Raw genomic sequence first — 20325 nt, 5'->3', positions numbered from 1 at the left:
AGATTGCAGCTTTATAACGGATTTTAGACAGCTCGTATGACATTTTTTTGAAGCAATCCGTCACATTTTACTTACATGTACATCCCACCGTTCACCGGGATTGTAGCCCCAGTGACGTATGCCGCACCGTCGGATGCAAGAAAAGCGACCACAGACGCGATCTCTTGAGCTTGTCCCAGACGACCCAGCGGAATCTGCGTCTGCAAGGCTTCACGCTGTGCTTCAGGCAGTTCGCGGGTCATATCGGTGTCGATGAACCCTGGGGTTACCGAGTTGACCGTAATCGAACGCGAACCGACTTCACGCGCCATTGCACGGCTGAAACCTTCCAGACCGGCCTTGGCGGCTGCATAGTTTACTTGGCCAGCGTTGCCCATGGCACCCACCACCGAGCCAATACTGATAATTCGGCCCCAACGCGCCTTGGTCATGCCGCGCAGAACGCCCTTGGACAGGCGGAATAGACTGTTCAGGTTGGTATCGATCACGTCGTACCACTCATCGTCTTTCATGCGCATCATCAGGTTATCGCGGGTGATACCGGCATTATTGACCAGGATCGCCACTGGCGCACCAAACTGTTCCTGAATGCTTGCCAGTACCGCGCTGACGGACTCGTCGCTGGTGACGTTCAGCTCAAGGCCAGTGCCCTGAATACCGTTTTCCTTCAGGGTCGCAGCAATGCGCTCAGCACCCGACGCGGAGGTCGCGGTGCCAACAACGATGGCGCCCTGACGACCCAATTCCAGCGCGATGGCCTGGCCGATACCGCGGCTTGCACCGGTGACCAGTGCAACTTTACCTTGCAGACTCATGCAAGTTTCTCCTGATTCAGGCTTGCGCTGCACGAGCGGCAGCGAAAGCGTCTGGGGTATTGAGGTTGGAAGTCGCCACGCCTTCGGCGCAACGTTTGTTCAGACCGGCCAGCACTTTGCCCGGGCCGCATTCGACCAGATTGGTCGCGCCCTTGGCGGCCAGCGTCTGTACCGACTCGACCCAGCGCACTGGCTTGTAGAGTTGTTCGAGCAGATCACGCTTGAGGGTTTCCAGATCAGCCGGCACTTGCGCGCTGACGTTCTGTACCACCGGGATCTGCGGCGCCTGCCAGTCGATGGCGGCGATGGCTTCGGCAAAGCGCTCGGCGGCCGGACGCATCAGTTCGCAGTGCGAAGGCACGCTCACCGGCAGCGGCATGGCACGCTTGGCGCCACGGGCCTTGCAACCTTCAATGGCGCGCTCGACGGCAGCCTTGGCGCCGGCGATGACGACCTGGCCCGGCGAGTTGAAGTTGACGGCGCTGACCACCTCGCCTTGCGCAGCTTCAGCGCAGGCCGCCAGCACATCAGCGTCTTCCAGACCGAGAATGGCAGCCATGCCGCCCTGCCCGGCCGGAACCGCTTCCTGCATCAGTTGACCACGGCGCTCAACGAGCTTGACCGCGTCAGCCAGCGTCAGGCTGCCAGCAGCAACCAGCGCGCTGTATTCGCCCAGGCTGTGACCGGCAACAAAGGCCGGGCGCGCGCCACCTTCCGCCAGCCACAGACGCCACAGGGCGATCGAAGCGGTCAGAATGGCCGGTTGGGTTTTATCGGTTTGATTGAGCAGCTCTTCCGGCCCCTGCTGGGTCAGTGCCCACAGGTCATAACCCAGAGCCTCAGAGGCTTCTTTGAATGTTTCGAGGATCAACGGATATTCCGCGCCCAGCTCGGCCAACATGCCGAGGGACTGCGAACCCTGTCCTGGAAAGACGAATGCGAGGGAAGCAGACATGTAACAAGCCCCTAATGATCTTGTCGTCGGAAAATGACGCCCCGCTTGGGGACGCAAGAAACTGACAGTTGGATGGCCCTTTGAACCGGGCGGTCACATTTAAGCATTGTCCGACGAAAACGCCTAAGACAACAAATCCTCCAGACGACCGTGGAGGCGCTCAGGCAAGTTCTCCTGAATCTCGATCAGCGCACGCTGAATCGCACTCTGAAAGCCCTGCACCCCGGCCGAACCGTGACTTTTCACGACGATACCCTGCAAGCCGAGAAAGCTTGCGCCGTTATGTCGCGCCGGCGCCAGATCCGCCTGCAAGCGCTTCATCAATGGCAGCGCCAAAGCACCGACCGCACGGGAAGCGAGATTCTTCTTGAACAGCGCCTCGATACGCGCCGCGATCATTGTCGCCAGGCCTTCGCTGGACTTGAGCAGGATGTTGCCGACAAAACCGTCGCACACCACGACATCGGCCTCACCACGGTACAGGCCATCGCCTTCGATGAAGCCGATGTAGTTGATGCCACGAGCAGCCTGCAACAACGTCGCCGCGAGCTTGACCTGCTGATTGCCCTTGATGTCTTCAGTGCCGATGTTCAGCAGCGCCACACGCGGGCGATGGATACCCAGCGTCTGCGCTGCCACCGAGCCCATCACCGCAAACTGCAGCAGATGCTCGGCACTGCAATCGACATTGGCGCCCAGATCGAGCAACTGACAAAAACCCTTCTGCGTTGGAATCGCCGCCACCATCGCCGGGCGATCAATACCCGGCAGCGTCTTCAGCACAAATCGCGACAACGCCATCAGCGCACCGGTATTGCCGGCACTGACACACGCTTGCGCCTTGCCATCACGCACCAGCTCCAGGGCGACACGCATTGATGAGTCCGGCTTGCCACGCAAGGCCTGGGTCGGTTTTTCATCCATGGTGATGACTTCGCTGGCCGCAACAATCGTCAGGCGCGCGCGATCAGCAGCCGATTGGCCGTGGATCAGTTCTTCAAGAAGGGAGGGTTGACCGACGAGGGTCAGGTGTAGCGAGGGCGTAGCAGACAGGCAAGCGAGGCTGGCCTGAACAATGCTGCGGGGACCGAAGTCCCCGCCCATTGCGTCAATCGCGATGACTTGAGCGGACAAGTGATTACTCGTCAGCGCCCTTGTCGATCACTTTACGGCCACGGTATACGCCTTCTGGCGATACGTGGTGACGCAGGTGAACTTCACCAGTGGTTTTTTCTACAGACAGGGTGCTAGCCTCGAGAGCGTCGTGCGAACGGCGCATGTCACGGGCAGAGCGGGATTTTTTGTTCTGCTGAACAGCCATAATTGATTAACTCCTAAACGTTTGGGTCACGCTTTAACTGCGCCAATACACTGAACGGGTTGGACCGCGTTGACTCGTCCTCGCTCGGTTCGGGCTCATCGAGACCCGCCGGCTGCTGGCATTCTTCCGGATGATGAGCAGGCACAATGGGCAAGGCGAGCAGAAGCTCCTCCTCGATCAGTGACTGCAGATCCAATGGATCTTCGCCCAGTTCCAGCACGTCATAACCTTTCGGCAACGACTGGGTATTCGCACCCTCTTTCACCACAGCATAACTGCATTCGCTGTGGATCGGCAGGGTGACCAGCTCAAGACAACGCTGGCAAACCATTTTGACCTCGGTGTCGATAAAGCTGTGGATCACCACAGATTTACGTTCATCTCGTTCAAAAACGAATTTCGCCTGCACCGTACCGACATCGTCGGAAAGCGGGTCGCAGAGTCTCTTCAAATCGGCTAGCAGCAATTCACCTTGAAGGGTGGTGCCACGATCAGCCAATTTGCGCGGGTCAACGTGAGGTGGAATCGGGTCATTCAACATAGGCGCAGCATTATAGGGATGCACCCACCCATGTCAAAGGAAATTGTGCCCTGTCCGTCACTTGCGTGCCTCCGCTAGAATCTGCACCTGCCTCAGGAGACGCGAATGCTGCCTTTATTACTCGCTTCAAGCTCGACCTATCGTCGCGAATTGCTCGCCCGCCTGCACCTGCCGTTCGTCTGCAGCTCGCCGGATATCGATGAAAGTCATCGCCCGGGCGAGTCAGCCATCGAACTGGTCAAACGCCTCGCCGAACAAAAAGCCCGGGCGCTGACCGACAGCCATCCCGCTCATCTGATTATCGGTTCCGACCAGGTTGCCGTGCTCGGCGAACAGATCATCGGCAAGCCGCACACGTTCGAGAAAGCCCGCGAGCAACTGATGGCCGCCAGTGGCGCCAGCGTGACCTTCCTCACCGGCCTGGCGCTGCTGAATAGCCAGACCGGCGAATGCCAGGTCGACTGCGTGCCGTTTACCGTGCACATGCGTCAGCTCGATCAGACGCGCATTGAGCGCTACCTGCGCATTGAGCAGCCGTATGACTGCGCTGGCAGCTTCAAGGCCGAAGGGTTGGGGGTGAGTCTGTTTCAGTCCACTGAAGGGCCTGACGCGACCAGCCTGATCGGTTTGCCACTGATTCGGCTGATCGACATGTTGCTGGTTGAGGGCGTGCAGATTCCTTAAAAGCAAAAGATCGCAGCCTTCGGCAGCTCCTACATGGGAATGTAAAACCCTGTAGGAGCTGCCGCAGGCTGCGATCTTTTGATCTTTACAACGAATTAACGCAACGAAGGCCCGTGGAACCCCATCCACATCGCCAACTGCTCAGCCACGCTGGCACCGAGCTTTTTCGAGAAGCGATCAAACGGCGATTCCTGAACGGTGAAATCCACCAACTCCTTCTCGCCAATCACATCCCGCGCAACCGAACTGGCATTGCCCAGCCCATCGATCAACCCCAGCGGCAGCGCCTGCTCGCCCGACCAGACCAAACCGGAGAACAGCTCCGGATGCTCTTTGTCTTTCAAGCGATCGCCACGACCCTGCTTGACGCTATTGATAAACTGCTTGTGCGTGGTATCCAGCACCGTTTGCCAGAACGCCGTCTCATCAGGCTTCTGCGGCTGGAACGGATCAAGGAACGACTTGTGCTCGCCCGACGTGTACGTGCGACGCTCGACGCCCAGCTTGTCCATGGTGCCGACAAAACCGTAACCGGCCGCCGTCACACCAATGGATCCGACCAGACTGGCCTTGTCGGCGTAGATCTGATCCGCCGCACTGGCGATGTAATAGGCACCGGAGGCACCCAGATCGGAAATCACGGCATACACCTTGATATCCGGATGCAGGCCTCGCAGACGCTTGATCTCGTCATACACATAACCGGACTGCACCGGACTGCCGCCCGGGCTATTGATGCGAAGGACAACGCCTTTGACCTTCTTGTCATCGAACGCGGCACGCAGACTGCCGACAATGTTATCGGCGCTCGCAGGCTCCTTGTCGGCGATCACCCCGGTGACATCGATCAACGCAGTGTAGTTATCACTGCGGGTCGCACTCTTTTCCATGTCCATCAGCGGCGTGAACAGGATCAACGCCACAAACAGATAAACAAACGTCAGCAGCTTGAAGAAAATCCCCCAGCGCCGCGAACGACGCTGTTCCTGCACACCAGCCAGCAGCGTCTTTTCCAACAGCTTCCAGCTTTTCTCGTCACCGCCGTCGGCACTTGCCTTGGCCGGTGCTTTCCATTCGTCGGTCATGCCATCTACCCCAGCAAAAACGTATTAAGCCTGCTGCGCCAGCCAGGCATGCAATTCGGAAAAACGGTCGATCGACAGGCGCGGCTCGAACTGCTGCAGCGATTCGATCGATTGCGCGCCATAACTGACCGCCACCGAATCCATCCCCGCGTTACGCGCCATCAGCAGATCGAAGGACGAATCCCCGACCATCAGCGCCTGCTCGGCACGCACACCGCAATGAGCAAGGATCTGCTCCAGCATCAGAGGGTGTGGCTTGCTCGCAGTTTCATCGGCAGCGCGGGTGATATCGAAATAATCTTCCCAGCCATTGGCCTTGAGCACCCGATCCAGGCCACGGCGATTCTTGCCGGTAGCGACAGCCAAGTGATAACCCTGCTCACGAAAGGACGCCATCGACTCGACTACGCCTTCGAACAACGGCGAAGGCACGGCTTCAGCGGCGATGTAGTGATCCGCGTAATACTCGCGAAACAAGGTCATTTCGGCGTCGCTGATCTCGGGATACAGCGTGCGGATAGCCTCGGGCAAACCCAGGCCGATGATGCCTTTGACGGCAAAATCATCACGCAACTCGAAGCCGGAACGCCCGGAGGCAGAGTGCATCGCCTCGACAATCCGATGGATGGAATCAGCCAGCGTGCCGTCCCAATCGAAAATCAGCAGCTTGTAATCAGATGGGCGCACTCAATCGCTCCACGGTCTTGGCCCACATTTCGTCGACCGGTGCTTGCAGGGTCAGCTTGCCACCGTCCGGCAGCGGCACGGTCAACATGTAGGCGTGCAGGAACAGACGTTTGCCGCCCAGATCGCGGATTTCCTTGGTGAAGTCTTCATCGCCATATTTGCTGTCGCCAGCAATGCAATGACCGGCATGCAAAGTGTGCACGCGAATCTGGTGGGTGCGGCCGGTAACCGGTTTGGCTTCGACCATGGTGGCGAAATCACCGAAGCGGCGCAGCACCTTGAACATCGTCAGGGCTTCTTTGCCTTCTTCGTTGACTTCAACCATGCGTTCGCCGGAACGCAGATTGCTCTTGAGCAATGGCGCGCTGACTTTCTTGATCGAGGTTGCCCAGTTGCCACGGACCAGCGCCATGTAGCGTTTGTCGACGCCATCGCCGCGCAATTGCTCGTGCAAGTGGCGCAACATGCTGCGCTTTTTGGCGATCATCAGCAGGCCGGAAGTGTCACGGTCGAGACGGTGAACCAGCTCTAACTCTTTGGTATCCGGGCGCAACTGACGAAAGGCTTCGATCACCCCGAAATTCAAGCCACTGCCGCCGTGAACCGCAATGCCGGCGGGCTTGTTGATCACGATCAGGGCTTTGTCTTCGAAGACAATCGAGGCTTCCAGGCGCTGCAACAGCCCTTGGGCCAGCGGCACCGGTTCGTCGCGCTCAGGCACGCGAACGGGCGGCACGCGCACGATATCGCCGGCCTGCAGCTTGTATTCGGGCTTGATCCGACCTTTGTTCACGCGCACTTCGCCTTTGCGCAAAATGCGGTAAATCAAGGTCTTGGGCACGCCTTTGAGCCGGGCGAGGAGAAAATTGTCGATTCGTTGGCCGGCATACTCCGGCGAGACTTCAAGCAATTGAACGCCTGGAGTCGAAGGGGCAGTAGTTGTCATGCCGCGGATGATAACAATTTTTATGGAATTGAAGCACTTAATCATTGCTGCTATAGTCGCGAACGCCGCCAAAAGCGGCCTGGACAGCGGCACCACGGTCAAAAACCGGCCCTGACCAACGCAATTCACCAGGACGCGAGGCCGTCCTACGGGGCTTTCGCTACGTAACGGTGGAGTTTGCAGTTGTAACAAGCGCAGGTGACATGAGGCCTGAATTACACCGTCGAGCAGAGTTTTTACTCGCCTGACAGGCACACATTCAAGGCCAGTTCACAAAGTGCAGTCAGCTGCAGATGACCCCGAGCGAATGCTTCGGAAACATCGCCTGAATTAGCCATGATGCGTGACCTCCCCTTTCGGAGCTCACGGTAAATGCCAACCCGCTGCGGATTCTGCGCGCGGCAGCACCCGAATTATCAGGGATACGTGTAGGGTGGAGATGCACAACCGCTGGACTGTGTAGCAATAGGCTTTATCAAGACGCTTCATCTCGTCCACAGCCACGGTTGATTCCTCCTCCTGACTGAGTGCTTAAGTAGCCACAGCAAGCAGGACGCGTACGTCGCTATATCGGCCCAATTGGCCGCATATCGCTGGACACGGGAATGGCCAACCACTCCCGACGCACCTGACACCGACCGTGAGAAGTCGTGTGTGCCGAACGCCGTTTCCGGCAGCCCGGAAACCGACGGTACTACATGAAAAGAATGCTGATTAACGCAACTCAACCCGAAGAGTTGCGTGTTGCACTGGTAGATGGCCAACGCCTCTACGACCTGGACATCGAATCCGGTGCACGCGAGCAGAAGAAGGCCAACATCTATAAAGGCCGCATCACTCGCATCGAACCAAGCCTTGAGGCTGCCTTTGTCGATTTTGGCTCTGAGCGCCATGGCTTCCTGCCCCTCAAAGAAATCTCCCGCGAATACTTCAAGAAAGCCCCTGAAGGCCGCGTCAACATCAAGGACGTCCTGAGCGAAGGCCAGGAAGTCATCGTTCAGGTCGAAAAAGAAGAACGTGGCAACAAGGGCGCCGCCCTGACCACCTTCATCAGCCTGGCCGGTCGTTACCTCGTGCTGATGCCGAACAACCCGCGTGCCGGCGGTATCTCCCGTCGCATCGAAGGCGAAGAGCGCAACGAACTGCGTGAAGCGCTGAACGGTCTGGTTGCACCGGCCGACATGGGTCTGATCGTGCGCACTGCCGGCCTTGGCCGCAGCAGCGAAGAAATGCAGTGGGACCTCGATTACCTGCTGCAACTGTGGACCGCCATCAAAGAAGCCTCGCTGGATCGCTCCGCGCCATTCCTGATCTACCAGGAAAGCAACGTGATCATCCGCGCCATCCGCGATTACCTGCGCCAGGACATCGGCGAAGTGCTGATCGACAGCGTTGAAGCCCAGGACGAAGCCCTGACTTTCATCCGCCAGGTGATGCCGCAGTACGCCAGCAAGATCAAGCTGTACGAAGACAGCGTGCCGCTGTTCAACCGTTTCCAGATCGAAAGCCAGATCGAGACCGCTTTCCAGCGCGTCGTTGAACTGCCTTCCGGCGGCTCCATCGTCATCGATCCGACCGAAGCCCTGGTGTCCATCGACATCAACTCGGCACGCGCCACCAAAGGCAGCGACATCGAAGAAACCGCCCTGCAGACCAACCTTGAAGCGGCTGAAGAAATCGCCCGTCAGTTGCGCCTGCGCGACATCGGCGGCCTGATCGTCATCGACTTCATCGACATGACCCCTGCCAAGAACCAGCGCGCCGTGGAAGAGAAAGTCCGCGAATGCCTGGAAGCCGACCGTGCTCGCGTACAGATCGGCCGCATCTCGCGCTTCGGCCTGCTGGAAATGTCGCGTCAGCGCCTGCGTCCATCGCTGGGCGAAAGCAGCGGCATCGTCTGCCCGCGTTGCAACGGCACCGGCATCATCCGTGACGTTGAATCGCTGTCGCTGGCGATCCTGCGCCTGATCGAAGAAGAAGCCCTGAAAGACCGCACTGCCGAAGTTCGCGCACAAGTGCCGATCCCGGTGGCCGCGTTCCTGCTCAACGAAAAACGCAACTCGATCACCAAGATCGAACTGCGCACCCGTGCCCGCATCGTCATTCTGCCGAACGATCACCTCGAAACGCCGCACTTCGAAGTTCAGCGCCTGCGTGACGACAGCCCGGAAGCCGCGACCAACCAGTCCAGCTACGAAATCGCCGCCGCCGCTGCCGAAGTTGAAGAAGTTCAGCCAGCCGCCGCGACCCGCACCCTGGTTCGCCAGGAAGCTGCAGTCAAGACTGCGCCGGCGCGTGCCAACGCTCCGGTGCCGACCGAAGCCGCCGCACCAGTCGCTGTTGCACCGGCTCCGGTTGCCGTGCCAGAACCAAGCCTGTTCAAAGGCCTGGTGAAATCGCTGGTCAGCCTGTTCGCCACCAAAGAAGAGCCAGTTGCCCCGGCCGTGGTTGAAAAACCGGCTGCCGAGCGTCCGGCCCGTAACGAAGAGCGTCGCAACGGTCGTCAGCAGAGCCGCAACCGTAATGGTCGCCGCGATGAAGAACGCAAACCGCGCGAAGAACGTGCTCCGCGTGAAGAACGTGCCCCACGCGAGCCGCGTGAAGAACGCGCTCCACGTGAAGCCCGCGAAGTGCGTGAGCCGCGCGAAGCCCGTACCGAAGCAGCCCCGGCCGCTCGTGAAGAACGCGCGCCACGTGCGCCGCGTGAAGAACGTGCACCGCGCGCTCCGCGTGAAGATCGCAAGCCACGTGGCGAGCGTGAAGAACGTGTACGTGAACTGCGCGAGCCACTCGACGCCGCCCCTGCCGTGACCACCGAGGTGGCTGCTGAAGAGCGTCCGGTTCGTCAGCCACGCGAAGAGCGCGCACCGCGTCCGCCGCGTGAAGAGCGTCAACCGCGCGCCGAACAGGCCGCTGCTGCCGTCGCGGAAGAAGAAGTGAACACCAACGAAGAGCAACTGCCGGAAGACGGTTCGGAGAGCGCCGAAGGCGATCGTCCACGTCGTCGTTCGCGCGGTCAGCGTCGTCGCAGCAACCGTCGTGAGCGTCAGCGTGATGCCAACGGCAACGTGATCGAAGGTTCGGAAGAATCCGAAGCCGGCGAAAACGCTGAAGAGCCAAGCACTGCCGATCTGGCCGCCGGCCTGGCTGTTACCGCAGCCGTTGCCAGCACCGTGATCAGCGCTCCGGCCGAAGCCCAAGCCTTTGAGCAAGCCGAACGCGCCACCGCTGCTGTTCAGGAAACCGCTCCAGTGGAAGCGCCGGTTGTTGAAGCGACCACTCCAGTAGAAGTGGTTGCTGCTCCGGAAGTCGAAGTGGCTCCGGTTCAGGAAACCCTGCCTCAGGTAGAACCAGCGCCAGTTGTGGAAGCCGAGCCGGCGGTTGAAACCGTCACTGAAACCGTGACCGAAACCGTGCGTGAAGTTCGCGAAGAGCAGACTGCCTTCAACTGGGTAGCCGAGCCGGTTGTCGCTGAAACGCCAGCGCCAGTGGTTGAAGCACCGATTGTTGAAGCGCCAGTGTTCGAAGCACCGGTTGTTGAAGCACCAGTGTTCGAAGCGCCTGCGCAAGCGCCTGTTGTCGAAGAGACCCAGGCTGCCGAGCCAGTGGTTGTCGCCGAGCCAGTTCCAGTCGTCGAAGCGCCTGTAGTTGCCGAAGCGCCTGCTCCGGTTGCTGAAGTCGCGCCAGTCAGCGCTCTGACCCCAAGCGGCCGCGCGCCGAACGACCCACGTGAAGTGCGTCGCCGCAAGCGCGAAGAAGAGCGTCTGCAGAAGGAAGCCGAACAGGCTGCCGCTGCTGCTCCGGTTGCTGAAGTGGTCACTGAACAAGCGGCTGTTGAAGCCGTGACTGCTGAAGCACCACGCTCCGTTCAGGACGCGGTCGAGCAGCACGAAGAGGCCCAGGAAAAAGAACACGAGCCTAAACCACTCGCCTGATTCCAAAAGCCGTTAAAAAGCCCCGCCCGGTGAAAGCCTGGCGGGGCTTTTTTTATTCCCTTTATAAGATCAAAAGATCGCAGCCTTCGGCAGCTCCTACAGGAGTCGTATGTAGGAGCTGCCGAAGGCTCGGGCCGCGTTCGGACGATCTTTTGATCTTGCTGTTATTTAAAAACCAAAGCCTCAGGCACATCGATATCCCACAACACTCCGGGATCATCCACCACCACTTCAACCACCCTGCCCTGTTTGAACAACGGCCGAGCCCCGCGATCTCCGCTCAATGCCAACAACCCCGGACCAAACGCGCGACCAAACCCCACCGGATGCCCAAACTCGCCATCCTGCACCGGCACGCTCACCGCATCATCAGCTATGGCTGCGACCACCCGCTCAATACTCGACGGCAAGATAAACGGCATATCCCCCAGCACAATCAGCCACCCATCGACGTCAGGGCAAGCCGCAACACCCGCTGCAATGCTGTCGCCCATACCGGTGGACTCGATCGTCACAACCTCACAACCATAAGCTTGAGCCATACGCATCGCTTGCGGTCGCGCTTCAGTGGTGACCAGTACGCGCTTGTCGAGACTCGCTGGCAGATTCACCAGAATCTGCTCGATCACCGAACGCACCGCGCCATCGCGTCCCGCACAGTCGGCCAACAATTTGTCCTTATCAACACCCGCCACCTGGCGAAAGCGACTGCCCTCGCCCGCCGCCAATACGATCACTGCGATGGATCGACTCATGCGTCCTCCAGGGGTTTCTTCTGTTTCAACTCGACACCGTTCTTGATCGCGACGATCTCCGCCAACAGCGATAACGCAATCTCCGCCGGCGAATGACTGCCGATGTGCAAACCGATGGGGCCATGCAGTCGATCAATCGCCTGTACCGACAAGCCTAGCTGAGCCAGATTATCCCGGCGCTTCAGACTGTTGACCCGCGAGCCCAGCGCACCGACATAAAAGGCTGGCGAATCCAGCGCCGTGAGCAGTGCCATGTCATCCAGCCGTGGGTCATGCGTCAACGCGACAATCGCCGTACGTTCGTCGGTCTGGATACTCAGCACCGCTTCATCCGGCATGCCTGCAACGAAACGTCCGTGATGCTCTTCCCAGCCATAAACGAATTCAGTACGTGGATCGCAGATCAGCACTTCGAAATCCAGCAGCCGCGCCATGTCCGCTACATAGCGCGACAATTGCCCGGCACCGATCAACAGCAATCGCCAGCGCGGGCCGTAGATCGCGCGTAAGGTCTTGCCGTCGAATTCGAGCGAATCGGTTTTGCTCGCCGCCGACAGCACAACCTCACCGGTTTCGATGTTCAGCTCACGGGCAACGATCTCGTGCGCTTCGCAACGCGCCAGCAACTCGGCAACCCACTGGGGATCGCCGACCCGTTCTTCGGTCAAGCGCAACGTGCCGCCACACGGTAAACCAAACCGCGCGGCTTCCTCACGGGTGACACCGTAGGTAATCAGTTGCACGGGCGGGCCATCGCTGGCGATACGCCCGTCGTGCAGGCGCGCGATCAAATCATCCTCGACGCAACCGCCCGACACTGAACCGATCACCACGCCATCCTCGCGCAAAGCGAGCATGGCACCGGGTGCCCGAGGCGCCGTGCCCCAGGTCTGCACGACACTGAAAAGCACCACCTGCTGCCCGGCGCGGCGCCATTCAAGCACGCTGCGCAGAACGTTGAGGTCGACGCTGTCCATTACGCCTCAGCCTTCTGCCAGCCCTGCAACTGATAACGCACCGGCAGGTTGCGAATACGCTTGCCGGTGGCAGCAAAGATCGCGTTGCACAGCGCCGGCGCAATCGGCGGCACACCGGGCTCACCAACTCCACCCAGCGGCACGTCGCCCGGCGGCGTCACCAGATGCACGGCGACTTCTTTCGGCGCCAGCGACATGCGCGCCACCTCATACATATGGAAGTTGTCCTGCTGGACCTTACCGTCCTTGAAGCTGATTTCACCCAGCACCGCGTTACCCAGGCCCATCACGCAAGCCCCCTCGAACTGCGAGCGAATCCGCTCAGGGTTGATCTGCGGCCCGCAGTCGACGGCAATATCCGCCTTGTGCACGATCAGCGTGCCATCGTCTTTAACTTCGACTTCGATCACTGCCGCCACGTAAGTGACGAAGCTGTAATGCACGGCCAGCCCCAGACCACGCCCCTTGGGCAGTTTGCGCCCCCAACCGGCGGCTTTGGCAGCGGTTTCCAGCACGGTGCGCATGCGCCCGGTATCGATCGGATAACGCTCGGGAGATTCGCCGTAGTTCCACTCTTCACTCAGCGTGCGCGGGTCAATCTGGCGATCAGGGCCGAGCAGTTTGATCTGGTACTTGAGCGGATCCTCGCCGGCCTTGTGCGCCAGTTCATCGACGAAACTCTGGATCGCAAAACCATGGGGAATGTTCGACACCGAGCGATACCAGCCGACCCGCGTGTGCACGGTCGCTTCGGGGTTTTCCAGGCGCACATTGGGAATCGCATAAGCCATGTTGGTGAAGCCCATGCCCAGCTCGAACGCCGCTTCATGGTTCATGCCCGGCGCGAACAGCGCGGTGATGCTCGGTGCCACGGTGCGATGCAACCAACCGGACGGCATGCCATCCTTGCCGACGCTTGCTTTCAAATATTCGGCGGACACGGTGTGGAAGTACGAGTTGTGGATGTCATCTTCACGCGTCCACTGCACCCGCACCGCTTTGCCGGGAAACTCCTTGGCGAGGATCGCCGCTTCAACGACGAAGTCCGGTTTTGACTTGCGACCGAAACCACCACCAAGCAGCGTGACATTAAAGGTGACGTTGTCGAACGGCAGCCCGAGACGCTCAGCAATCCGTTCGCGGGTGACTTGTGGCGCCTGACTCGGCGCCCAAGCCTCGCAAACACCGTCCTTGTAACGGGCGATGGCAACCATCGGCTCCATTGGAGCCTGCGCCAGATGCGGCAAATAATACGAAGCTTCGAGGGTGCTGGCAGCGCCGCTCAAAGCCTTGTCGATATCGCCGGTGTTGCGCACGACTTTGCCGGGTTTCAGCGACGCGGCTTCGAGTTCCTTGCGATAGGCGATCGAGTCGTAACTGGCGTTGGGGCCGTCATCCCATTCGATTTTGAGCGCTTCGCGGCCCTTGATTGCAGCCCAGGTATTGCTGGCAACCACCGCCACGCCACCCAGCGGCTGAAACTCCGAAGGCAGTGGACGGCCTTCAATCTGAATCACTTTCAGCACGCCGGGGACTTTCAGTGCGGCGCTGTCATCCAGCGATTTGACCTTGCCGCCATACACCGCCGGACGGGCAATGGTCGCGTACAACATGCCGTCGAAATGCACGTCGGCACCGTACACGGCGCGGCCGTTGACGATGTCGTCGCCATCGATGGCTTTGGTGCCTTCCTTGCCGATGTAGCGAAATTCCGATGGTTGCTTGAGGCGCAGGCTGTCACGCGCCGGCACCGTCAACGCACTGGCTGCGGCGGCGAGTTCGCCGTAACCCAGCTCACGCCCGGATGGCTGGTGAATGACTTTGTGCAGTTGCGCGTGGCATTCGCCGACCGGCACTTTCCACTGCGCGGCCGCCGCTTGTTCGAGCATCGTCCGGGCCGCAGCGCCGCAACGCCGCATCGGTTCGTACCAGTGCCGCATGCTGCGCGATCCGTCGGTGTCCTGATTGCCGAAACGCACTTCATCGCCCGGCGCCTGCTGCACTTTGACCTTGGCCCAATCGGCGTCCAGCTCATCGGCAACGACCATGGTCAGACTGGTACGCACGCCCTGGCCCATCTCCGAGCGATTGCAGACCACGGTGACGGTGCCGTCAGCCGCAATGCTCACATAGACTTTCGGATCATCGATCCAGCCGTTGGGCATGCCGTCAGCGCCGAATTTCTTTTCTTTCTCGTCGGCCAGCGCATCCTGCCAACCCCAACTCGCGGCCAGCACCAACGCGCCTGTCGCGCCGACGCCTTTGAGGAAACCGCGGCGACTGAGATTGCTCAGGGCGAAATCGTTCGGAAGGCGGCTCATGCTTTCGCCTCATTCAGATGCGTGGAGGCCTGGCGGATTGCAGTTTTGATCCGGTTATAAGTGCCGCAGCGACAGATGTTGCCGACCATGGCTTCTTCGATCTGCTCGTCGCTCGGGTTCGGATTGGTTTTGAGCAATGCGGTGGCCGACATGATTTGCCCGCCCTGACAGAAACCGCACTGCGCGACCGCCGTGTCGAGCCAGGCTTGCTGGACGACTTGCCCGACGGGGTCGGCATGCAGGTTGTCGATGGTGGTGACGTTCTGCCCGATCACCGAGCCAATCGGCGTGATGCAACTGCGTGCCGGCAGACCGTCGATGTGAATGGTGCAGGCACCACACAGGCCCATGCCGCAGCCGAATTTGGTGCCGTTGTAACCGGCGACGTCGCGGATGGCCCAGAGCAGCGGCATGTCTTCCGTGACATCAAGGGGATGGTCTTGACCATTGAGTTTCAGGGTAATCATGGGCACGCCCGCATATTGTTGGTGGTTATGGGGTCGAGCAATCTGCCGCCGTTGCATCGGCGGTGGTTCACGCAGATCGACTCAGGCTAATGAGGCTCTCTTGTGTCGACGCGAACGTCTGCACCGGGCCTTTGGTGGAGCAAATGACGGTTATCGTTAGCTCGCTAAGTTAACCCAGCATTAACGAAAAAGCCCTGCACTTTTTCATCAGTGCAGGGCTCTGGATGGCGCTTGGAAAGCGTAGCCTCAATAGCGATTGGGCTCCATTTCCAGGTCGACATTGAAACGTTCGGCAATGTCTTTCTGGATACGTTGCGCCAGATCGAACAATTGCAGGCCGGTCGCGGTGCCGTAATTGACCAGCACCAGCGCCTGCAATTTGTGCACGCCGGCATCGGCTTCGCGGAAACCTTTCCAGCCGGCGCGCTCGATCAACCAACCAGCGGCCAACTTCATCTGGCCGTCCGGCTGCGCGTAAGCCACCACATCCGGGTGCTGCGCTTTGATCTGCGCGACGATGGCCGCCGACACCAGCGGGTTTTTGAAGAAGCTGCCGGCATTGCCGAGCACCGCCGGATCCGGCAGTTTTTCACTGCGGATGCTGCAGATGGCGCGGCTGACATCGGTCGGCGTCGGATGCTCAATGCCCTGCTCGGTCAGGCGCTGACGCACCGGGCCATATTCCAGATGCAATTGCGCGACGCGATTGAGCGTGAAGCGCACCCGCAGGATCAGCCAACGCCCCGGCTGCTGCTTGAACAGGCTGTCGCGGTAGGCGAAGTTGCATTCTTCCAGGGTGAAATCGCGCAGCTCGCCGGTCTGACGATCCAGCGCGGTGAGCCCGGCGAACACATCCTTGATCTCGACGCCGTAAGCGCCAATGTTCTGCATCGGCGCAGCGCCGACGGTGCCCGGAATCAGGCTGAGGTTCTCCAGTCCGGAGAAACCTTGCGCCAACGTGTGCTGTACGAACGGATGCCACGGCTCGCCCGCTTCCGCCTCGATCACCACGCGACTGCCGTCGTCGCTGATCACACGAATGCCACGGGTGGCCATGCGCAGCACCAGCGCCGGAATGTCTGCGGTCAGCAGCAAATTGCTGCCACCACCGATCACCAGCAACGGCATGTCGTGGGCAGTGGCATAAGCCAGCGCTTCGCGAACGTCAGCATCGTTGTGGACTTCGGCGAACAATTGCGCGCGAACATCCACACCAAAACTGTTGAAAGGTTTGAGGGAAACCTGCGATTGCACCTGCAAACTCATAACCGGCCCTTCACTTCGATCAACAATTGGTCACAAGCCGCTTCAATCAGATCCAGCACCTGCTCGAACCCTTGATCGCCGTCGTAATACGGGTCCGGCACTTCATCGACCAGCCCGGCATAACGGCGCAGGAACAGATCCAGCTCGGCTTTACCGGTGGACGGCTGCAGGGTCTTGAGGTTGCGCAGGTTGCTGTTGTCCATCGCCAGAATCAGATCGTAACTGGCGAAGTCGGCACGGCTGACCTGTTGCGCGCGTTGCGCCGACAGGTCATAACCGCGCACTTTGGCGACGGCCTGACTGCGTTTGTCTGGCGGATTGCCGACGTGCCAGTCACCGGTGCCGGCGGAGGCCACTTCGACCTGTTCCGCGAGCCCTGCTTCACGCAATTTGTGGCGCAATACGCCTTCGGCCGTGGGCGAACGGCAAATGTTGCCCAGGCACACAAACAGAACGCGCATCAGGCCCCCAGCAGGCGACGAACGCGCTCAAGGTCTTCAACGGTGTCGACGCCGGTTGGCGGAGCGATCAGCGCGTCGGCAACATGAATGCGCACGCCGTGCCACAGGGCACGCAGCTGTTCGAGCGACTCAGTGTTCTCCAGCCAGCACGGGCCCCAGCTGACGAAATCCTCGAGGAAACCGGCGCGGTAGGCATAGATGCCGATATGGCGACGGTACGGCACGCCTTCGGGCAATTGCTCGCGGCTTTTGGCGAAGGCATCGCGTGCCCACGGCAAAGTCGCGCGACTGAAGGTCAGCGCCAGACCGTTGATGTCGCTGACGACCTTGACCACGTTCGGGTTGAACAGGGTGTCGACGTCTTCGATCGGCTCAGCCAGGGTGGCCATGCGCGCTTCGGTGTGGGCAGCGAGGTTGGCAGCGACCTGATCGATCACGCTTGGCGGAATCAGCGGCTCGTCACCCTGCACGTTGACCACGATCGCGTCGGGCTCAAGGCCCAGTTTCGCCGCGACTTCAGCCAGACGATCGGTGCCGGAGTTGTGATCTTCACGGGTCAGCACCACTTCGGCGCCAAAGCCTTTGCAGGCCTCGACGATGCGCGCATCGTCAGTCGCAACCACCACACGGGTGGCGCTGCTTTTGCTCGCCTGTTCCCAGACGTGCTGGATCATCGGCTTGCCGGCGATGTCCAGCAACGGCTTGCCCGGCAGGCGGGTCGAGGCATAACGCGACGGGATGACAACGGTGAAGGCGGTGGTCATTTATCCAGACGCTCGTCGGTGGTCAGGGTGCGCGCTTCGCTTTCGAGCATCACCGGGATGCCGTCGCGGATCGGGTATGCCAGGCCGGCACCCTTACTGATCAGTTCGGTCTTGTCGGCACTGAGCTTGAGCGGGCCTTTGCAGATCGGGCACGCGAGGATGTCGAGCAATTTGGTGTCCATGAACATTCCCTGGATAAAGAGTTAAGGCAAAAGACGATCGGGCAACAGGCGCATCAGCTGTGTGTCGAACCAGGCCACGAAGGCCGGCGACGGCACGGCATCAACCGCCAGATACCACCAGTCGGCAGCAGCAAAGGCACGGCACTTCACCGCGTCCTTTTCGGTCATCACCAACGGCAATGACGGGGTGAAATTCAACGCCTGCACGCTGTATTCGGCGTGGTCGGCAAACGCATGCGGGACTGCGCGCCAGTCTAGCGCTTCGAGGGTATTGAAGAAACGTTGCGGATTGCCGATCCCGGCGACCGCGTGCACGGCCTGGCCTGCTGGAAAAAGATCGAGCGGTTTACGCTCGCCGCTGCGCAGATTGACCAGCGCGGTCGGCTGCAGATGGAAAGCGAAACCGTCGTCGCGATCAGCCGTGGCACCGTTGAACAATACGCCGTCGACACTTTGCAGACGCTCGATCGGCTCGCGCAACGGCCCCGCCGGCAGGCAACGTTTATTGCCGAGTCCACGGGCAGCGTCGATCAGCACCAACTCCAGATCCCGCGCCAGACGGTAATGCTGCATGCCGTCATCGGAGAGGATCAGATCCAGCGGTTCACTGGCGAGCAAGGCTTTGACGGCGGCGCTGCGATCGGGGTCGATCATCAATGGCACGCCGGTGCGCTGGACGATCAGCAGCGGTTCGTCGCCAGCAACGTCGGCGGCCTGATCAGCCTCGACCCGCCATGGCAACTGCGGCGGCTTGGCGCCGTAACCACGGCTGACTACGCCAACACGCAGACCGCTGCGCCGGCAGTGTTCGATCAGCCAGAGAATCATCGGCGTCTTGCCGGTACCACCCACGGTGATGTTGCCAACCACGATCAACGGCACTGGCGGCTGGTAAATCTGGCCTTCACCGTCGAGAAAACGCTGACGTTTGTTGACCACCACGCGGCGGTACAACATTTCCAGCGGCCGCAGCAGCGTCAGGGCCGGGTGACCCTGATACCACGCGGCGAGCAAGCGATCGGCCAGGCTCATCAGGATTTCGGCGCCGCCTCAACCGTGGTCATGCGCAGATGGCTGAAACCGAGCTTGCCGGCCGCGTCCATGGCGGTGATCACTGATTGATGCTGAGTCTTGCCGTCGGCACTGATCGACAACGGCATAGTGGTGTCGCCGTTGGATTCTTTCTGCATGGCTTCCATCAAGGTCGCCAGATCATTTTTCGGCAAAATCTTGTTGTTCACCGAAAACACGCCTTCAGCGCTGATGGCCACGTCGATCTGCTTGAGTTGCTGATCTTCGGCCGGCGAGCCACTGACCGCTTCCGGCAGATCGACGCGCAACTGGGTTTCGCGGGTAAACGTAGTGGTCACGACAAAAAACAGCAGCAGGATGAACACCACGTCGATCAACGACGCGAGGTTGATGTCGATCGTTTCCCGAGGCTTGCGACGGAATTTCACGCGCGGCCCTCGGCCAGGTCAACGTCACGGTCGCCCTGCACCACTTCAACCAGTTTGATCGCTTCCTGCTCCATGCCCACCACCAGCTCATCGATGCGGCGTTGCAGGAACCGATGGAAGAACACCGCCGGAATACCGACCATCAGGCCTGCCGCAGTGGTGATCAGCGCTTTCGAGATACCACCGGCCAATACCGAAGCGTTGGTGGTCATGCCGGAACCGGTGAAGGCGCTGAAAATATCGATCATGCCCAGCACCGTACCCAGCAGGCCGAGCAACGGCGACATCGCAGCGATGGTGCCCAGCGCATTGACGTAGCGTTCGAGCTCGTGAATGACGCGGGCGGCGGCCTCTTCAATGCACTCTTTCATGATCTCGCGACCATGCTTGGAGTTGGCCAGACCGGCGGCGAGGATTTCGCCCAGCGGCGAGTTGGCACGCAGTTCCTTGAGTTTTTCTTTGTTGAGCTGCTTGTCCTTGATCCACACCCAGACCTGGCCCAGCAGATGCTCGGGGGTGACGCGACTGGCGCGCAGGGTCCACAGGCGCTCGGCGACAATCGCCATGGCCGCGATGGAACTCAGAATGATCGGCAACATCATCCAGCCGCCGGATTTGACCAATTCCCACACAGTGACAGTCCCCTCGAAAAAGTGCGCCACTTTACCATACCGATCCGCGATTAAGACCCGCCCCTCCGACG

At 60.1% G+C, this 20325-nt stretch carries 21 protein-coding genes; 2 read left to right on the top strand and 19 right to left on the bottom strand.

Annotated features, from left to right (window positions below):
• Positions 1–71: 71 nt before the first annotated feature.
• From fabG to ACZZ0B_RS04890, 5 genes are all read right to left on the bottom strand, one after another.
• Positions 72–815 carry a 3-oxoacyl-ACP reductase FabG gene (gene fabG, locus ACZZ0B_RS04910; RefSeq protein WP_008086267.1) on the bottom strand — a complete coding sequence of 248 codons (744 nt, stop codon included), beginning with the start codon at positions 813–815 and terminating at the stop codon, positions 72–74.
• A 16-nt stretch (positions 816–831) separates the two neighbouring features.
• Entirely contained in the window at positions 832–1770 is a 939-nt protein-coding gene (fabD, locus tag ACZZ0B_RS04905) for an ACP S-malonyltransferase (RefSeq protein ID WP_440097084.1), read from the bottom strand.
• A gap of 123 nt (positions 1771–1893) precedes the next feature.
• Complete coding sequence (gene plsX / locus ACZZ0B_RS04900) at positions 1894–2904, bottom strand: phosphate acyltransferase PlsX (RefSeq protein WP_463544492.1); 1011 nt, start codon at positions 2902–2904, stop codon at positions 1894–1896.
• A 4-nt stretch (positions 2905–2908) separates the two neighbouring features.
• Entirely contained in the window at positions 2909–3091 is a 183-nt protein-coding gene (gene rpmF / locus ACZZ0B_RS04895; RefSeq protein WP_003179396.1) for a 50S ribosomal protein L32, read from the bottom strand.
• Between the two features lie 13 nt (positions 3092–3104).
• Entirely contained in the window at positions 3105–3632 is a 528-nt protein-coding gene (locus ACZZ0B_RS04890) for a YceD family protein (protein ID WP_008086273.1), read from the bottom strand.
• Positions 3633–3737: 105 nt separating this feature from the next.
• Here ACZZ0B_RS04890 and ACZZ0B_RS04885 point away from each other — a divergent pair, with 105 nt between their 5' ends.
• Complete coding sequence (locus tag ACZZ0B_RS04885; RefSeq protein WP_463544491.1) at positions 3738–4316, top strand: Maf family protein; 579 nt, start codon at positions 3738–3740, stop codon at positions 4314–4316.
• Positions 4317–4411: 95 nt separating this feature from the next.
• On the opposite strand, the gene sppA is transcribed toward ACZZ0B_RS04885, so the two are convergent.
• Genes sppA through rluC form a run of 3 tightly spaced genes read right to left on the bottom strand, consistent with a single transcriptional unit; the run spans position 4412 to position 7034 of the window.
• The gene (sppA, locus tag ACZZ0B_RS04880) at positions 4412–5401 is read right to left on the bottom strand and encodes a signal peptide peptidase SppA (RefSeq protein WP_008086279.1); all 990 of its coding nucleotides are present in this window, start codon (positions 5399–5401) and stop codon (positions 4412–4414) included.
• A gap of 24 nt (positions 5402–5425) precedes the next feature.
• Complete coding sequence (locus ACZZ0B_RS04875; protein ID WP_053122618.1) at positions 5426–6088, bottom strand: HAD-IA family hydrolase; 663 nt, start codon at positions 6086–6088, stop codon at positions 5426–5428.
• Positions 6075–7034 (bottom strand): 23S rRNA pseudouridine(955/2504/2580) synthase RluC, encoded by a 960-nt coding sequence (gene rluC, locus ACZZ0B_RS04870; RefSeq protein ID WP_045123283.1) that lies wholly within the window; start codon positions 7032–7034, stop codon positions 6075–6077. The genes ACZZ0B_RS04875 and rluC overlap by 14 nt, the downstream gene beginning before the upstream one ends.
• 698 nt (positions 7035–7732) lie before the next feature.
• Between rluC and rne the strand changes: the two genes are divergently transcribed.
• The gene (rne, locus tag ACZZ0B_RS04865) at positions 7733–10969 is read left to right on the top strand and encodes a ribonuclease E (protein ID WP_463544490.1); all 3237 of its coding nucleotides are present in this window, start codon (positions 7733–7735) and stop codon (positions 10967–10969) included.
• Between the two features lie 164 nt (positions 10970–11133).
• Here the strand turns inward: rne and ACZZ0B_RS04860 are convergent, their stop codons facing one another.
• The 11 genes from ACZZ0B_RS04860 to ACZZ0B_RS04810 all read right to left on the bottom strand — a co-directional run bounded on the left by ACZZ0B_RS04860 (position 11134) and on the right by ACZZ0B_RS04810 (position 20254).
• Positions 11134–11724: a nucleotidyltransferase family protein gene (locus ACZZ0B_RS04860; RefSeq protein WP_463544489.1), complete on the bottom strand. Its 591-nt coding sequence runs from the start codon at positions 11722–11724 to the stop codon at positions 11134–11136.
• The gene (locus tag ACZZ0B_RS04855) at positions 11721–12701 is read right to left on the bottom strand and encodes an XdhC family protein (RefSeq protein ID WP_463544488.1); all 981 of its coding nucleotides are present in this window, start codon (positions 12699–12701) and stop codon (positions 11721–11723) included. The genes ACZZ0B_RS04860 and ACZZ0B_RS04855 overlap by 4 nt, the downstream gene beginning before the upstream one ends.
• Positions 12701–15022, bottom strand: coding sequence for a xanthine dehydrogenase family protein molybdopterin-binding subunit (locus ACZZ0B_RS04850; protein ID WP_463544487.1), 2322 nt, complete (start codon positions 15020–15022; stop codon positions 12701–12703). Before ACZZ0B_RS04850 ends, ACZZ0B_RS04855 begins: the two co-directional genes overlap by 1 nt.
• A complete protein-coding gene (locus ACZZ0B_RS04845; RefSeq protein WP_440097093.1) occupies positions 15019–15489 on the bottom strand; it encodes a (2Fe-2S)-binding protein in 471 nt (156 codons plus the stop codon). Before ACZZ0B_RS04845 ends, ACZZ0B_RS04850 begins: the two co-directional genes overlap by 4 nt.
• Positions 15490–15735: 246 nt before the next feature.
• On the bottom strand, positions 15736–16755 hold the full coding sequence (gene murB / locus ACZZ0B_RS04840; protein ID WP_463544486.1) for a UDP-N-acetylmuramate dehydrogenase: 1020 nt from the start codon (positions 16753–16755) through the stop codon (positions 15736–15738).
• Entirely contained in the window at positions 16752–17216 is a 465-nt protein-coding gene (locus tag ACZZ0B_RS04835) for a low molecular weight protein-tyrosine-phosphatase (RefSeq protein ID WP_463544485.1), read from the bottom strand. Before ACZZ0B_RS04835 ends, murB begins: the two co-directional genes overlap by 4 nt.
• Positions 17216–17980, bottom strand: a complete 765-nt coding sequence (gene kdsB / locus ACZZ0B_RS04830; RefSeq protein WP_463544484.1) for a 3-deoxy-manno-octulosonate cytidylyltransferase — start codon at positions 17978–17980, stop codon at positions 17216–17218. The genes ACZZ0B_RS04835 and kdsB overlap by 1 nt, the downstream gene beginning before the upstream one ends.
• Entirely contained in the window at positions 17977–18162 is a 186-nt protein-coding gene (locus ACZZ0B_RS04825) for a Trm112 family protein (RefSeq protein WP_003174668.1), read from the bottom strand. Before ACZZ0B_RS04825 ends, kdsB begins: the two co-directional genes overlap by 4 nt.
• 21 nt (positions 18163–18183) lie before the next feature.
• Complete coding sequence (lpxK, locus tag ACZZ0B_RS04820; protein WP_463544483.1) at positions 18184–19194, bottom strand: tetraacyldisaccharide 4'-kinase; 1011 nt, start codon at positions 19192–19194, stop codon at positions 18184–18186.
• Positions 19194–19622: an ExbD/TolR family protein gene (locus tag ACZZ0B_RS04815; protein ID WP_008086304.1), complete on the bottom strand. Its 429-nt coding sequence runs from the start codon at positions 19620–19622 to the stop codon at positions 19194–19196. The genes lpxK and ACZZ0B_RS04815 overlap by 1 nt, the downstream gene beginning before the upstream one ends.
• Complete coding sequence (locus ACZZ0B_RS04810) at positions 19619–20254, bottom strand: MotA/TolQ/ExbB proton channel family protein (RefSeq protein ID WP_007908216.1); 636 nt, start codon at positions 20252–20254, stop codon at positions 19619–19621. The genes ACZZ0B_RS04815 and ACZZ0B_RS04810 overlap by 4 nt, the downstream gene beginning before the upstream one ends.
• Positions 20255–20325: the final 71 nt, after the last annotated feature.

The organism is Pseudomonas sp. AC247 (assembly GCF_979258015.1).
Note: the sequence above shows the minus strand (reverse complement) of the source record. Positions and strands in the feature narration are given on the sequence as shown.

Bases quoted from the DNA above. Each gene is read 5' to 3' on its own strand.
- fabD (WP_440097084.1), bottom strand. From the start codon at position 1,770: ATGTCTGCTTCCCTCGCATTCGTCTTTCCAGGACAGGGTTCGCAGTCC.
- ACZZ0B_RS04885 (WP_463544491.1), top strand. From the start codon at position 3,738: ATGCTGCCTTTATTACTCGCTTCAAGCTCGACCTATCGTCGCGAATTG.
- ACZZ0B_RS04860 (WP_463544489.1), bottom strand. From the start codon at position 11,724: ATGAGTCGATCCATCGCAGTGATCGTATTGGCGGCGGGCGAGGGCAGT.
- ACZZ0B_RS04890 (WP_008086273.1), bottom strand. From the start codon at position 3,632: ATGTTGAATGACCCGATTCCACCTCACGTTGACCCGCGCAAATTGGCT.
- ACZZ0B_RS04855 (WP_463544488.1), bottom strand. From the start codon at position 12,701: ATGGACAGCGTCGACCTCAACGTTCTGCGCAGCGTGCTTGAATGGCGC.
- ACZZ0B_RS04850 (WP_463544487.1), bottom strand. From the start codon at position 15,022: ATGAGCCGCCTTCCGAACGATTTCGCCCTGAGCAATCTCAGTCGCCGC.
- sppA (WP_008086279.1), bottom strand. From the start codon at position 5,401: ATGACCGACGAATGGAAAGCACCGGCCAAGGCAAGTGCCGACGGCGGT.
- ACZZ0B_RS04845 (WP_440097093.1), bottom strand. From the start codon at position 15,489: ATGATTACCCTGAAACTCAATGGTCAAGACCATCCCCTTGATGTCACG.
- rpmF (WP_003179396.1), bottom strand. From the start codon at position 3,091: ATGGCTGTTCAGCAGAACAAAAAATCCCGCTCTGCCCGTGACATGCGC.
- murB (WP_463544486.1), bottom strand. From the start codon at position 16,755: ATGAGTTTGCAGGTGCAATCGCAGGTTTCCCTCAAACCTTTCAACAGT.
- lpxK (WP_463544483.1), bottom strand. From the start codon at position 19,194: ATGAGCCTGGCCGATCGCTTGCTCGCCGCGTGGTATCAGGGTCACCCG.
- rne (WP_463544490.1), top strand. From the start codon at position 7,733: ATGAAAAGAATGCTGATTAACGCAACTCAACCCGAAGAGTTGCGTGTT.
- rluC (WP_045123283.1), bottom strand. From the start codon at position 7,034: ATGACAACTACTGCCCCTTCGACTCCAGGCGTTCAATTGCTTGAAGTC.
- fabG (WP_008086267.1), bottom strand. From the start codon at position 815: ATGAGTCTGCAAGGTAAAGTTGCACTGGTCACCGGTGCAAGCCGCGGT.
- ACZZ0B_RS04825 (WP_003174668.1), bottom strand. From the start codon at position 18,162: ATGGACACCAAATTGCTCGACATCCTCGCGTGCCCGATCTGCAAAGGC.
- kdsB (WP_463544484.1), bottom strand. From the start codon at position 17,980: ATGACCACCGCCTTCACCGTTGTCATCCCGTCGCGTTATGCCTCGACC.
- ACZZ0B_RS04835 (WP_463544485.1), bottom strand. From the start codon at position 17,216: ATGCGCGTTCTGTTTGTGTGCCTGGGCAACATTTGCCGTTCGCCCACG.